Below are 13,495 nucleotides of genomic sequence, written 5' to 3' on the forward strand. Positions count from 1 at the left end.
TGTTATTTGGTAGCTTGTGAAATTTGTTTGAGTGCTTCGGCGCAACGTGGAGATACCGGTCCCCACGCTTCTGTTTCGACGAGCTCGGGCACCCAGCGCCAACTGCGAGGGCAGCGCACGCCATCGGCATGCGCGACTTCGACAGTAAGCTCGGTCGCACTTGCGTCTTCGAGGACAGTGACTTGCGAAAGAATAAAAAGTTCCGGCAAGTCCGACTCGTATTGCTTTAAGCGAGCGAATTCGGGATCGCTCATCGAGCCAGTGATGGTCGCCTGGGCGTCCAAGCTCTGTCCGATTGCTTTGTCTTGGCGGAGTGACTCGAGGCTGTCGTTGACCTGCTCCGAGAGGAAGGTGCGTAGCGCGCGGATGTCTGCGGCGACTTCTGGCTGATCCCATGCGGTATCCACATACGGCCAGTCGCTGAGCGCGATCGGCTCGTCGGTAAAGTCGCTATCGTTTTGCGCATAGCTCCATGCTTCGTCGGCAGTGTGCGGGATGAGTGGTGCCACGAGGCGTGTGAAGACGCTAAAAATGATGCTGATCGCGGTTTGCGAAGAGCGGCGCAGCGGATCATTGGGCGCACAGGTGTAGAGACGATCCTTGAGGATGTCGTGGTAAGTGGCCGAAAGCACGTTCGCACAGAAGGGATCAATGAGATCCTTGAATGCGCGGTGGAATTCGTAGGCTTCGTAGGCTTCAGTGACTTTGCGCACGAGTTGTGCGAGTTCGTCGAGCACCCATTTGTCGATCGCATTGAGATCGGTGAGTGGCACGGCGTCGGTCGCTGCGTCGAAGTCGAAGAGATTACTGATCTGGAAGCGTAGGGTGTTACGCATGTTTCGATAGCTGTTCGAAACATTTTTCACGATCTTATCAGAGACTGGCACGTCGTTGCGGTAGTCCTGCGAGCAGATCCAGAGGCGCACCACGTCAGCTCCGTAGAGCTTGATCCATTCAGGGAGTGGGCGTGCTGCACCGTCGCTCTTGGAGAGCTTGGTGCCGTCTTCCTTCACGATGAAGCCGTGTGTGAGAAGATTCTTATAAGGCGCGGCCTTGTCGGCGATGACGGACGTCCAGAGCGAGCTTTGGAACCAGCCGCGGTGTTGGTCACTCCCTTCGAGGTAGAGGTCTGCGGGCCAGCTAAGGTTGTCGCGTTTTTGCAGCACGGCGCGGTGACTCGTGCCAGAGTCGATCCATACGTCAAGTGTGTCAGTGCCACACTTGAGTTGGTCTGCAGTAGGCCAGCCAGCTGGCAAGGTGATGCCTTCAAGCAGCTCTGCAGCTGTTTGCTCAAACCAGATGTTAGTGCCGCTGGTTGCGACCTTTTGAGCGATGGCACGGATGACGTCGGCGTCGATAAACGCTTCGCCGTCTTCGTTGTAAAATGCAGGGATTGGCACACCCCATGTGCGTTGGCGGCTGATGCACCAGTCCGGGCGGTTCTCGACCGCTGCGCGGATGCGTTTCTCGCCCCAAGCAGGGATGAAGTTGACATCGTTGAGTGAGTCGAGTGCGCGTTGGCGGTCGCCGCCCTTATCGAGCGCGATGAACCATTGATCCATTGCGCGGAAAATGACCGGAGTCTTCGAACGCCAGCAGTGTGGGTAACTGTGGGTGATCGTCTTCTTGGCGATAAGTGAGCCATTTTGACCGATGATCTTGAGCACGCCGCGATTTGCTTCGCTGATCTTACCGTCTTCGAGCACCGAGAGGCCAACGAGTTCGGCGGGCACTTGACCATCATCGATGTAGCAACCGTTGTCATCGAGTGGGCAATACACGTCGATGCCGTTGTTGATGCCAGTGATGTAGTCATCCTGACCATGGCCAGGAGCGGTGTGGACACAACCTGTGCCGCTCTCAGTGGTGACGTAGTCAGCCAGTAGGATCGGACTCGGGCGGTCGATGAATGGGTGACGTGCTTCGAGCTTCTCCATGACGGAGCCGAGGAACGTGTTGATGACTTCGACATCTTCGAGGCCGCAGGCTTCGATGACTGCATCGCGCAGCGCAGTGGCGACGATGATCGTGCCTTGGTTGCTGGTCTTGAGTGCGCTGTATTCGATCTTTGGATTTACAGAGACCGCCATGTTGGCTGGCAATGTCCATGCCGTGGTCGTCCAGATCAGCACAGATGCAGGATCTTCGAGGGCAAGTGCTTTGAGCGCTGCGTCGGAGAGGCCGAGCTTTACATAGATCGAGACGCTCTTGTGATCCTTGTATTCGATTTCAGCTTCTGCAAGGGCAGTTGCGCAAGGGATGGACCAGTAAACTGGTTTCTTGCTGCGGTAGACGAGGCCCTGCTCAACGAAGCTGGCAAAAGTTTCTAGTTCAGTGGCTTCGTAATCAGGGTGGATGGTCCAATATTCGTTGTCCCAATCCGCCAATACGCCGAGGCGTTTGAACTGTTCGCGTTGAATGACGCGGAATTTGTCGGCAAATTTCGCGCAGGCTTCACGCACTTCAAGTGCAGTGTAATCGGTGCGGCCTTCTTCTTGAAGTTCACGCGATACCTTGTGCTCGATTGGCAGACCATGGCTGTCCCAACCTGGGATGTATGGGGCGTTGTAGCCTTGCATCCATTTGAAGCGTAAGATGGTGTCCTTCAACGTCTTGTTGAGGGCATGGCCGAGGTGCAGGTCGCCATTTGTAAACGGCGGACCGTCATGCAAAATGAAGCTCTGCCCAGCCGCGTTTTTGGCTTGAATTTTACCGTAAAGATCCAGTTTTTCCCAGTGTTCGATACGTGTGGGCTCGCGTTCCACGAGATTACCACGCATTGGGAATGCGGTGACTGGGAGATTGAGCGTATTTTTGAGGTCTAGAGCCATGATTTTGAGACCGGGGGCCATGTAAAAACGCGGCAGTGTGTTTTTTTGACTTCTCAAGTCAAGCACGCAGAATGTTCTCGCAGATCTTTAAATTTCACGCTTCTTACGTAGCGTTCGATGGTGCACTGCTGTGTGCCGCTTTATTTGATCTAATGACTCTCGCACTTCTAGGTTTCTCGGTTTCAAGTTTTCCACTGTGGGCACTCTTGCTCATCTTGGTCGTGGGTTTGGTTTCTCTCACTTTTGGTGGGGATTGGTTGACCGATGGAGCGGTTGCGATTTCAGCGAATTTTAAGATCAACCCTGTGGTGATCGGGCTGACGGTGGTGTCGATTGCGACCTCGATGCCGGAAATGGCGACCTCGTTGATGGCGGCAAAGAGTAACCCTGGTATCGCTCTGGGGAATATTCTAGGGAGTAATATTGCCAATATTGGTCTGATTCTGGGAGTTGCGGCGATGATCGCGCCGCTGAAGATCCAGCTGCGTATGATTCGGCGTGAAGTCCCGATTCTGATTTTTGTAACTTTGCTGTTTGGCGCATTCGCGCTCGGCGGCGGGTTTCATCGTATTGAAGGTGCGATCTTATTGCTGCTCACTGTGGCGTATTTGATCTATGTGGTGCGCGGAGCGAAAGAGCCAGATGCGCAGGCGGCAGTCGAGGAGTTCTCGGAAAGCACGGAGGCGGGACAACGTCAGACGACGTCCGTTGCATTGCTGTTGATCATACTTGGCGGCTTGGGCTTGGCATTTGGAGCTGACTGTTTGGTCGGGGCCAGCGTGGAATTGGCGACTCGCATGGGTGTCAGTGACTTGTTTATCGGGTTGTCTATTGTCGCGATCGGCACGAGTCTGCCGGAGTTGGCCGCATCGATTTCGGCGGTTCGTGCCGGGCATGGTGACCTTTGTGCTGGTAATATCGTGGGCTCGAATTTGTTTAATATGCTGCTCATTGGTGGCGGTGTGTCGGCATTTGCGGGCATCGATGTGCGTGATGAATTGCTGCTGGTAGAGTTTCCCGCGCTAGTGCTTCTTTCAGCCCTGCTACTATTGATCTTTAAGAGCGGACATATCGTCAGTCGGCGTGAGGGTGCGCTCTTGCTTTTCCTTTATGTTACGATTCTGTCGCTGTCTGGACTGTCTCAGTTTGGCTATCTTTTTTAATCAACCTAGAATTTTTAATTCCAACACATACACATTATGTCTGATTCCTATAAACCAGTAGTCCTTATCATCCGCGACGGGTGGGGGGAGAATCATAACTCGGAGCAAGACTCCTATAACGCGGTGAAGCTCGCCAAGACGCCTTGTGCGGATCGGCTCACCGCTGAGTGGCCTCGCACAGAGATCATGGCGTGTGGGCTCGATGTCGGCCTGCCGGTCGGTGTGATGGGTAACTCTGAAGTCGGTCACCAAAATATCGGCGCGGGTCGTGTGGTTGACCAAGAGCTCGTTCGTATCAACAAGGGCATCGAAACGGGTTCTGTCAAAGAGAGTGCGACGCTCAAGGCCGCGATTGCGAATGTGAAGGAGAAGGGCACTGCGCTTCACCTCATGGGCCTCGTGTCCGATGCGGGTGTTCACGCGATGTTGGAGCACATCTACGGCTTGATCCGCATTGCAAAGGAAGAGGGCGTTCAAGAGCTTTACCTGCATGCCTTCACTGATGGCCGCGACACTGGACCTTTCAGTGGCAAGCAGTTCATCAAGGAGGCCGAAGCTGAAATGGCAAAGATCGGACTTGGTAAAGTCGCGTCACTCTCCGGTCGCTATTGGGCGATGGATCGCGACAACCGCTGGGATCGTGTGCAACGCGCATACGACTGCCTCACTGGTCGCAATATCGAGACGACTGCGACGTCTGCAGAAGCAGGCATCCAGTATCAATACGACAATCCTGAGACAGCAGGCACCAAGGGCGACGAGTTCTGCCCGCCGACCGCTGTGGTCGATGCCGATGGCAAGCCGGTGGCTACCATCGCGGATGGTGATTCCGTGATTTTCTGCAACTTCCGTGGCGACCGTCCACGTGAGTTGACGCGTGCATTCATCCAAGACGACTTTGATGGATTCGATCGCGGTGCAAAACTCGACATCTACTTTGCGACTTTGAGCGAATACCAGAAGGGCCTCTGCGATAACATCGTGTTCTTCAAGCCGGAGAAAATGAAGGACATCCTCGCGAGCTATATTTCTGATAAGGGCATCCCGCAATTCCGTTGCGCTGAGACTGAAAAATTCCCGCACGTTACATTCTTCTTCAATGATTACCGTGAAGAGCCGTTTCCTGGCGAAGACCGTAAGCTCGTTCCAAGCCGCAAGGATTGCGCGACTTACGATGAGAAACCAGAAATGTCAGCCTACGGCATCCGCGATGCGTCTGTCGAAGCAATCAAGTCTGGCAAGTATGGTCTAGTCGTCGTGAATTTCGCAAATCCTGACATGGTCGGCCACACGGGTGTGGTTGAAGCATGTATCAAGGCGTGTGAGATCGTTGACGGTTGCGTGCAGGACTTGCTCGATGCAGTGGATAGCGTCGGTGGCCATGCAGTTATCACAGCTGACCACGGTAACTCCGATCAGCTCTGGAACCCCGAAAACAATGGGCCACACACCGCGCACACGCTCAACCCAGTTGAGGTCGTCATGTATGGCGAAGGCTGCAAGGGACGTGCAACGCTCGAAGGTGGTGCGCTGGGCGACATAGCACCGACGATCCTTGAGCTGATGGGCTTGGAACAGCCTGCAGCAATGACAGGTCACTGTCTGCTCAAGTAGCATACGACACCTTTCAAAATTCAAAGCCCGGCTCCACATCGTGGAGGCCGGGCTTTTTCATTTGTAGGGGCTTTGCTGTGCGAAGACCGCGGGCGACTGTGACTCACGGCATTTTAAAATGTTCACGAGGGGTGCGTGTGCGGTCCTTGGATCAGTTCTAAAAAATCGATTGAATCGTGTAGCGAACTTGCGCCAGCAAGGTCGATCGTTGTATCCGAACCGTCAATCGAGGGCACTAGCGTGTCATCGCTACAATCAATAGGAGCACTCCTTTATTCCAATCGGCTCTCAGTCCTCAGAGCCCTCGTGTAGTTCGATCATTGGTAGCTCCCAGACGGGGGCGGTCTGCTCTGCGATAGTAAAGGCGGTGGCCCATTCACGTGTGAGGCTGCCGAGTGTCTTGAGTTGTGCGTCGCTCCAACCGCGCTCGGTGATTTCGCGCACCATGAAGCTGGCGCCGCCTTTAGCGGGACGTGTGACAAAATAGTATTTTTTGGTTTTGCCGTCAGGGCTGGAGGGAATGAGCACTGCGGGATTACGTCTAAAGGCGAGTTCGAGGATTTTGCGGCCATCCTCGCGTGCGGTATCGGTTGCAAAGCGTTCATCATCTCGAGCGTCACGGCGACTACACCAGACCAGATCGAACGGGAGGCCTGCGTCTTTGAGGCGGCTGGCAAGGGCGACAAAGTCGCCATCGAAGCGCGGTGCGTGTTGTTGGATTTGAGCGATGAAGGTATCTGATGCGATGGGAGCTGCGCGTGGAGGGTCGAATTGCACGATGCCATAGCCAAAGGCAGCGACCTCGCCGTATGTTTTAGTGAACTTATTACCCCAAGGATTGTGGAAAAATAGTTCTTCACGGCGATCATCATAGCCGATGATCACGCAGCCGTGCCCCATCGCGCCGAAGGCGCCAGGACGGAAGGAAATATAGATCGGACCAGTCTCGACTAAAGAATGGCGTATGGCTGGTAAGACCTTGGCATTAAAATCGGCTTCGTCTTCCCATATTAAAGTTTTCCCGTCGAAGCCGAGTTTCTGCATGGCGAGTGCCATATCGCTGGGGTAGGTGCCCTCGTTGGAGATCGATGCTTCGGAGGAGAGCTGCGCGATTTGATCCTGGTCGGTTTTGATACCGTGGTAGCCTGCAATCATCGCGGCAGAGGCAGGCACGCAGAAGTTTTCTCGTTGTGTGACCATCGGCACTTTGCGCAGTTTGAATGCGGTCGGTAGTGTCTCAACTGCCGAGAGATTCGAACAGAGCATTGCACCGAAGCAAAGTCGTGCGATGTGGAATGCGCGGCGAATCGTGCGAGTCTGTTTCATCTGCGCGAAATAAGGGCGAATAGAATACAGTAGGAAGCTTTGAGTCTCAGCTTCTGACACCTTTTAAGGGTTAATGTGCGATTGAGGCGACGTTTGTTTGCAGATTAATCGCGCGAGCGAGCGTATATTCGAACACCTGCGAGTCACCGTGTTGGCTGACCCATTGGAGATGTTGGTTCGCTTCGTCGACTTCGCCTAATAAGCGTAGGTAGAGGCCGATGTAAGTGTGTGCTTCGGTCTCTTCGGCGCTGTTGGTGATGTAGCTGATGAGATCGGACTCATCGATTTTCTCACTCAAATAGTCGATCACTGGAGCGGGCCATTGGTTGACTGGCTTGTTCTTGTTCGCGTATTGAAGGGTGCGGAGGGCGTTTTGGGCATCGCCAGATTCATGATAAGCGAAGTAGGCGATGAGCAAAGGGTAGGCAGATGATTCACCCTTACGACCATACATAAGAGTCGCCTTTTTTGCGGACTCGGCAGCATCGGTAAATTCGCCACGGCACATCTGCGTCCATGCCAGTGACTCGTAAAAGAACCCATTCACTGGTTGATCGACGGTTGCCATTTTAAAGGAAGTGAGCGCGGCATCGAAGTCTTCTAGGTTAAAAGCCGCCAGCCCACGTCCATTCCAGGCGAACGCATGCTGTGGGTAGCGCTTCACAATTAAGTCGTAGGAACTGAAGGCGGCTTGATGGCGCTCTTGCTCAGCGTAAATCATGGCTTGGCCGAGTCGAGCTGAGAGGTCGTTGCCGTCGGCTTGCAGGGCTTGGTCGAATGCCTGCAGTGCGTTTTCTGTGTGACCAGCTTCTAGTTGTGCAAAGCCTTCTGTGACAAATGGGCTGGCGCTGACCTCAAACTCGCTGTCGGCTTTTAACGAGGTAAGTGTGAGCATGACGCTACCGATGCAGAGCAGGAGTGCGAAGCGAGCCTTTTGGCCGAAACCGGAGGTGAATCTGTTGTCTGACAAGCGCATAAGAAACATATAGTAGCTTACATTATCGCGGGGACAATGCCAATTTATGCGGTATTTTTTGGGACTTTGGAAATTCATACTAAGTTCTAATCGTAATCATACTCCAAATCTTACTCGTTTTTTTGCCTCCATAGGTGCTGCTGATTACGACTAAGGTTCGAGCCAGTGGAGCAGACTTTGATTTCATCCACCCTTATAGCTTCTTCTGGGTTGAAACCCTGCCTCCACACTGCATCGTCAATTGTTTATGATTATCGAATCTCAAGAACTGCCACCGATTGGAACCAATGCATTTGCTCTGATTGAGCCAACGCGCAAAGAATGCGTCATCATTGATGCGCCTCAAGAGGCTTACAGATGGGCCACTCAAGTGGCGCAGAAGCACGGATGCAAAATTGTTGCGCTGATTCTGACGCATGGCCACTGGGATCATATGATCGATGGCAACAAATTCGCTGCAGCCGGTATCCCGACTTATGGGCATGCGGCGGATACTGAAATGTTTGAATCACCCTCGAAGATGGCGAGTTATGCGATTCCTGGCTTGGAAATGTTGCCGGTGCCAATCGATCACTGGATTCGCGGTGGCGATGTGCTCGATTTGCTAGGAGCAAAATTGGAAATCCGTCACGTGCCGGGTCATTGCCCAGGTAATATCATGGTGTATGTCGAAAGTGAGCAGGCGGCCATCGTGGGCGATGTCATTTTTGCAGGTAGTGTAGGTCGCTATGATTTACCTGGTGGCGATATGTCTGTGTTGGAGATTTCTATCAAAACTCAGGTCTATACGCTGCCGGATGCGACAGTCATCTATCCTGGGCATGGCCCAAATACCTCCGTCGCTCAAGAAAAGCGCAGCAATCCATTTGTGCGCGGATGACTCTCGCGGATCAGCCTCACGAAGTCTTCATGGCTCGTGCGCTTGAACTGGCGCGGCGAGCGTGGGGGCAGACGCACCCCAATCCGATGGTGGGTGCGGTCATTGTGGAGCAGGGACAGATTGTCGCCGAGGGCTGGCACCATGCCGCAGGCCAACCGCATGCGGAGATCGAGGCGTTGCGTGGACTGGGGCGGAAGCCAGCAGGGGGCGCAACAATTTATGTAACACTGGAGCCGTGCAGCACTTGTGGACGCACTGGCGCGTGCACAAGTGCGATTTTGGAGGCTGGCATTCGGAAGGTCGTGGTCGGCGCAGTCGATCCGAACCCAGACCATGCAGGGCAGGGGCTCGCATTGTTGCGTGAGGCCGGGGTCGATGTGGTCGAAGGCATCATGGCTTCAGATTGCACCGATCTGAACCTGATTTTTAATCACTGGATCGTGCAGCAGCGTCCCTTTATTGCCGCGAAGATGGCGTTGACCCTAGATGGTAAATTTGCCGCCGCTTCTGGACATTCACAATGGGTGACCGGCGAGGCCGCGCGTGCGGATGTGATGCGCTGGCGACGTTATTTTCCCGCGATTGCCGTCGGTGCGAATACGGTGCTGCGCGATAATCCGAGCCTGACGAGTCGTATCGACAACACGGTCTGGTGCCCGATTCGTTTTGTTTTTGATCGTAGCCTAAAAACGGTGAGCGATGCAGATTGGCCGCAGCTTTATTCTGATGTGCACAAGGGGCGCACGATTGTGCTGTGTGGACCAGCGGCCGATGTCGAACGGCGTGGTCGACTCACAGCGAAGGGTGTGTTGGTGTGGGAATTACCCAAAGCAGCAGGGCATTTGGATTGGGAGGCGTTCCGTAAGCGTTGCGCAGATGAAGGCATCTGTGGCGTTTATGTTGAGACCGGTCCCGTGTTGGCTTCCAGTTTGATCGAACTCGAGCTCGCGGACTATGCATTTATCTATCAAGCTCCGAAGTTTATGAGCGACAGTGAGACGCCAGGCATCGGTAGTGCGCGCGATACACAGTCGATGCGTGAGGCATTCCAGCTCAACGATGTGCGCCACGCAATTTTAGGCGAAGATATTCTTACGCGCGGTAGCCTCTCCTCGTGTGAGGCGAGCTAAGTTCGCCTTGAAGCTGATAACTAGGCAAGTCGGTGTTTGTATCTTGAGGTGTAGGACGTGCCTCTCGAAGAGGGCGCGTTTCAGAGACTCAAGGCATAGGTTGAGTGGTATAAATTCTTATTCGTGTTGATTCGTGTCCATTCGTGGTTCCAACTACGTTTTTTCGGAAAATCCTTATCCACGTTCATTTAACGTTTATTTACGGTTCAACTAATTTGTAATCACTATGTCAAAGCACTCTCTCATTATCGCCACAGGCAACGCTCACAAAGTCGAAGAATTCGAACTGCTCCTCAAGGGGCTAGACTTCGATGTGGTATCGGCGAAGACCTGCGGCGGCATGCCGGAAGTCGACGAAAATGGCTCAACCTTTGCGGCAAACGCGCAGCTCAAAGCCGAGGCGCTACGGGCGCAGGCACCTGCCGATGCATGGGTAATGGCGGACGACTCCGGCCTCGAAGTCGATGCACTTGATGGCGCACCAGGGATTTATTCTGCCCGCTACGCTGGTGTAGATGCCAGTGATGGTGACAATGTTGTCAAACTACTCGACGCCATAAAGGACGTGCCCAAAGAAGCGCGCACTGCGCGCTTTCGTTGCGTGCTGTGTGTGATTGATCACGAAGGCTATATCACGCATTATGATGGCAGTTGCGAAGGACGTATCGATACGGAAGTGCATGGCGACGGCGGCTTCGGCTACGATCCGATTTTCATTCCAGATGGCTATAGCGAGAGCTTCGCGCAACTCGGTGATTCGGTGAAGAGTCAACTCAGCCACCGCGCAAAAGCTGTCGAATGGATGCGCACGATTTTAGCGGAGCGCTCATAGTGCTTCGGATCTACTAAATGTGTGGGTTTGGGCGGGAGGGCCGGCCTCTGGGCTTGCCGCTTAAGAGACGCCGCGCATGTTTGGGGTATGACAAGCGAAGAGACTCCTCAACCACACAAGCGCCGCGTGCGTTATAAGGGCAAGAACCCGCGTCGCTTTGAGGATAAATACAAAGAGCTCAACCCTGAGCGCTACGCAGATACGGTAGCGCATGTGCTCGCTGGTGGTAAAACACCTGCTGGGCAACATGTGCCGATTATGGTCAGCGAAATTATGCAGGCACTTGCAGTCCAATCCGGTGAGCGTGCTGTCGATTGCACGCTTGGTTATGGTGGTCACTCGGCCGAACTCTTGAAAGCGGTGCAGCCCGGTGGTTGCTTGATCGGAGTCGATCAAGATCCCATTGAGTTGCCAAAGACAGAGGCGCGTCTGCGCTTGGCGGGTTTTCCAGAGGAATCTTTGCATTGCGAACGCACGAACTTTGTCGCCCTGCGGGGCGTGCTAGGGAAAGTCGGCTGGCACGAGGGTGCCGATGCCATTCTCGCCGACCTAGGCGTATCTTCGATGCAGATCGACAATCCCGCACGCGGCTTCAGCTTTAAGCATGAGGGCCCGCTCGATATGCGAATGAATCCGAACAAGGGCATATCCGCTAGCACCTTGCTCGAAAAAATCGGCGAAGAAGCACTTGAGGCACTTTTACGTGAAAATGCGGATGAGCCCAACGCGGCAAGTTTGGCCACCGCGTTGGCTGGACAGGTATTTAAGACGACTGGAGCGCTTGCGCGTGCGATCGAGCAGATACTGCCCGAGTCCTTTGATGAAGATAAGGTAAAAGCCACGCAGCGCCGGGTTTTTCAAGCACTGCGTATTGAAGTGAACGACGAATTCAAGGTGCTCGATGGCTGGCTACGTGGGCTACCGAGTTGCCTTCGAACGGGCGGTCGAGTTGCCGTTCTAACCTTTCATAGTGGAGAAGATCGTCGTGTTAAAAAAGCATTCAAAGCGGGATTACAAGATGGGCTCTACAGCGCAATTAGTGAGGAGGTCATCCGTGCCTCCTTCGCTGAACAGCACGATAACCCGCGCGCCTCGTCAGCTAAACTGCGTTGGGCAGTGAAGGCGAGTTAGAGCTGGGCGCATCAAGTATTGTGACTTTCAATATGGCGATCTGATCACCGAGAAGGCACAATCTTCTGGATCTTGAGATTGAAGTCGTAGGCGGCTTCCCGCTTGGAGGTAGTGGTTTCAAGGGCCGTGTCGGTCGAACACCTACATTCGACAGGCTCATGTCAGGCAAGGAACTCGACTACGCTTTTCACCAATCATGATACGCGCCAGTATAGAGCGCGACAATGCGCATTAGTTAAAGTTTGAGTATTCTCGGAGAATCGCCGTTCTCAAAAATAATAGCCAAAGTTGATGTTGAATCGTGACTGCCAATCATTGTCAGGGTTCGCGCCGAAGGTGGTGAATTCATCGCCGCCGACGAAGTAGTTGCCATTGGAGAAGGCGAGGTCGGTATAAATATACCAACCTCCTCTGGCCCATGCGGCCCCGAGGATAAAGAGATCGCTATCGTTGAAGCTGCCTTCTGTTTTCATTAGGCTGCTGTATTCCACATAGGGCGTAATTGAATCAAGCCAATCGATGCGCGAGGTTTCATAGAAATAGCTGAGTGAGACCGCTGGAATCCAAGCCTCAGTAGCAACGGGCCAAGCGAAATTATAAGCACCTAGGTCGATCTCCTCGTCGGTCACGTCGCCTGATTGAACCTGACTTTTGCTCACGTCGTATTTGTAATAGGTGATTTGCGGTGTTAGTTTCCAGTTGTTCCATTGGAAGATCGCATGCAGCGAACCCGCATAGAGTTCACCGTCATCCTGATCGCCATTGCTCTGCAGTTGTCCTGCCTGTAGCGAGGTGCCGAGGTCGGCATCAACCTCACCCAAGGTAGTGGAGTAGATCGCGCGTAGGTTGAATTGATTGCGTTCTTCGTAGCCGTTTCCTGTTTCGTCGACAACGTCGTAGGAATAACGTGCGCTATCTCGACTGGAGCCGCGTCCTTGCCACTCTGCCGAATAATAATATGCGAGGTCGATCGTCCAATCGCCAGGATGCGTCGTGTATTTAATGCCTAAGTCCATGTCGTCCGCTAATCCGACATAATAATGCTGATCGAAGAACCAGCTCTGCGACACTCCGTAAGGGCTCGGGCCGAAGGGCACTCGGTTGAGTCCGACTTGCACTTGCTTGTCATCTTCAAAGTTGTATCCTAACCATCCAGTGTGTAGGAAGTTGTAGCCGTCATAGAAACGATATTCAGCCTTACCAATGACGGGGCCATTTACGTAATCGATATTGATACGGAAGGTGTCTAACTCGAAATTTCCACCATCACCTCCACGGCTTGGACCGTTTGAGTTTGGATAATCTCCGATGACATAGTTCGCGCGTATGGCGCCGCCGATTGTGAAATCTCCGATTTGTATCTTGGTTGGAGTTTTATCCTGCGCTGCGGTTAATTGGATTTCGGCTTGAGTGGCGCGCTCATTTGCCAGTGTTTCGTTGGTGGTTGCCACTTGGAGCGCGCTGCGAGCAGCAGCGAGTTCCTGCTCTAGTAGGCTCACTCGCTCGATGAGCTCTGCTTTGGTTTCGGCTTGGGCTGGCAGGCTAGATAATCCGATGAGTATCAGTAGGGCGATGAGGCATCGCTTGGAGGATTGTGTGAATCGCATATGAG

10 protein-coding genes are annotated in these 13,495 nt (G+C 53.6%); 6 read left to right on the forward strand and 4 right to left on the reverse strand.

Features of this window, described 5'->3' with window-relative positions; translation table 11 throughout:
* Positions 1-2: 2 nt before the first annotated feature.
* Complete coding sequence (ileS, locus tag GZZ87_RS12105) at positions 3-2,831, reverse strand: isoleucine--tRNA ligase (protein ID WP_162025091.1); 2,829 nt, start codon at positions 2,829-2,831, stop codon at positions 3-5.
* Between the two features lie 152 nt (positions 2,832-2,983).
* On the opposite strand from ileS, the gene GZZ87_RS12110 reads away from it, so the two are divergent.
* Both GZZ87_RS12110 and gpmI read left to right on the forward strand, forming a co-directional pair.
* Positions 2,984-3,994, forward strand: coding sequence for a calcium/sodium antiporter (locus GZZ87_RS12110; protein WP_162025090.1), 1,011 nt, complete (start codon positions 2,984-2,986; stop codon positions 3,992-3,994).
* A gap of 36 nt (positions 3,995-4,030) precedes the next feature.
* A complete protein-coding gene (gpmI, locus tag GZZ87_RS12115; RefSeq protein ID WP_178092129.1) occupies positions 4,031-5,608 on the forward strand; it encodes a 2,3-bisphosphoglycerate-independent phosphoglycerate mutase in 1,578 nt (525 codons plus the stop codon).
* 288 nt (positions 5,609-5,896) lie between these two features.
* Here the strand turns inward: gpmI and GZZ87_RS12120 are convergent, their stop codons facing one another.
* Both GZZ87_RS12120 and GZZ87_RS12125 read right to left on the reverse strand, forming a co-directional pair.
* Positions 5,897-6,934: a papain-like cysteine protease family protein gene (locus GZZ87_RS12120; protein WP_162025089.1), complete on the reverse strand. Its 1,038-nt coding sequence runs from the start codon at positions 6,932-6,934 to the stop codon at positions 5,897-5,899.
* Positions 6,935-7,004: 70 nt separating this feature from the next.
* A complete protein-coding gene (locus tag GZZ87_RS12125) occupies positions 7,005-7,910 on the reverse strand; it encodes a tetratricopeptide repeat protein (protein WP_162025088.1) in 906 nt (301 codons plus the stop codon).
* Between the two features lie 247 nt (positions 7,911-8,157).
* On the opposite strand from GZZ87_RS12125, the gene GZZ87_RS12130 reads away from it, so the two are divergent.
* The 4 genes from GZZ87_RS12130 to rsmH all read left to right on the forward strand — a co-directional run bounded on the left by GZZ87_RS12130 (position 8,158) and on the right by rsmH (position 11,883).
* Positions 8,158-8,790, forward strand: coding sequence for an MBL fold metallo-hydrolase (locus GZZ87_RS12130; protein WP_162025087.1), 633 nt, complete (start codon positions 8,158-8,160; stop codon positions 8,788-8,790).
* The gene (ribD, locus tag GZZ87_RS12135) at positions 8,787-9,920 is read left to right on the forward strand and encodes a bifunctional diaminohydroxyphosphoribosylaminopyrimidine deaminase/5-amino-6-(5-phosphoribosylamino)uracil reductase RibD (RefSeq protein WP_162025086.1); all 1,134 of its coding nucleotides are present in this window, start codon (positions 8,787-8,789) and stop codon (positions 9,918-9,920) included. The genes GZZ87_RS12130 and ribD overlap by 4 nt, the downstream gene beginning before the upstream one ends.
* Positions 9,921-10,146: 226 nt before the next feature.
* Positions 10,147-10,752 (forward strand): RdgB/HAM1 family non-canonical purine NTP pyrophosphatase, encoded by a 606-nt coding sequence (gene rdgB / locus GZZ87_RS12140; RefSeq protein WP_162025085.1) that lies wholly within the window; start codon positions 10,147-10,149, stop codon positions 10,750-10,752.
* 87 nt (positions 10,753-10,839) lie between these two features.
* Entirely contained in the window at positions 10,840-11,883 is a 1,044-nt protein-coding gene (gene rsmH, locus GZZ87_RS12145; protein ID WP_162025084.1) for a 16S rRNA (cytosine(1402)-N(4))-methyltransferase RsmH, read from the forward strand.
* A 269-nt stretch (positions 11,884-12,152) separates the two neighbouring features.
* On the opposite strand, the gene GZZ87_RS12150 is transcribed toward rsmH, so the two are convergent.
* Positions 12,153-13,490, reverse strand: a complete 1,338-nt coding sequence (locus GZZ87_RS12150; protein WP_244648215.1) for a hypothetical protein — start codon at positions 13,488-13,490, stop codon at positions 12,153-12,155.
* Between the last annotated feature and the right edge of the window lie 5 nt (positions 13,491-13,495).

The organism is Lentimonas sp. CC4, from assembly GCF_902728235.1.
GTDB lineage: Bacteria > Verrucomicrobiota > Verrucomicrobiia > Opitutales > Coraliomargaritaceae > Lentimonas.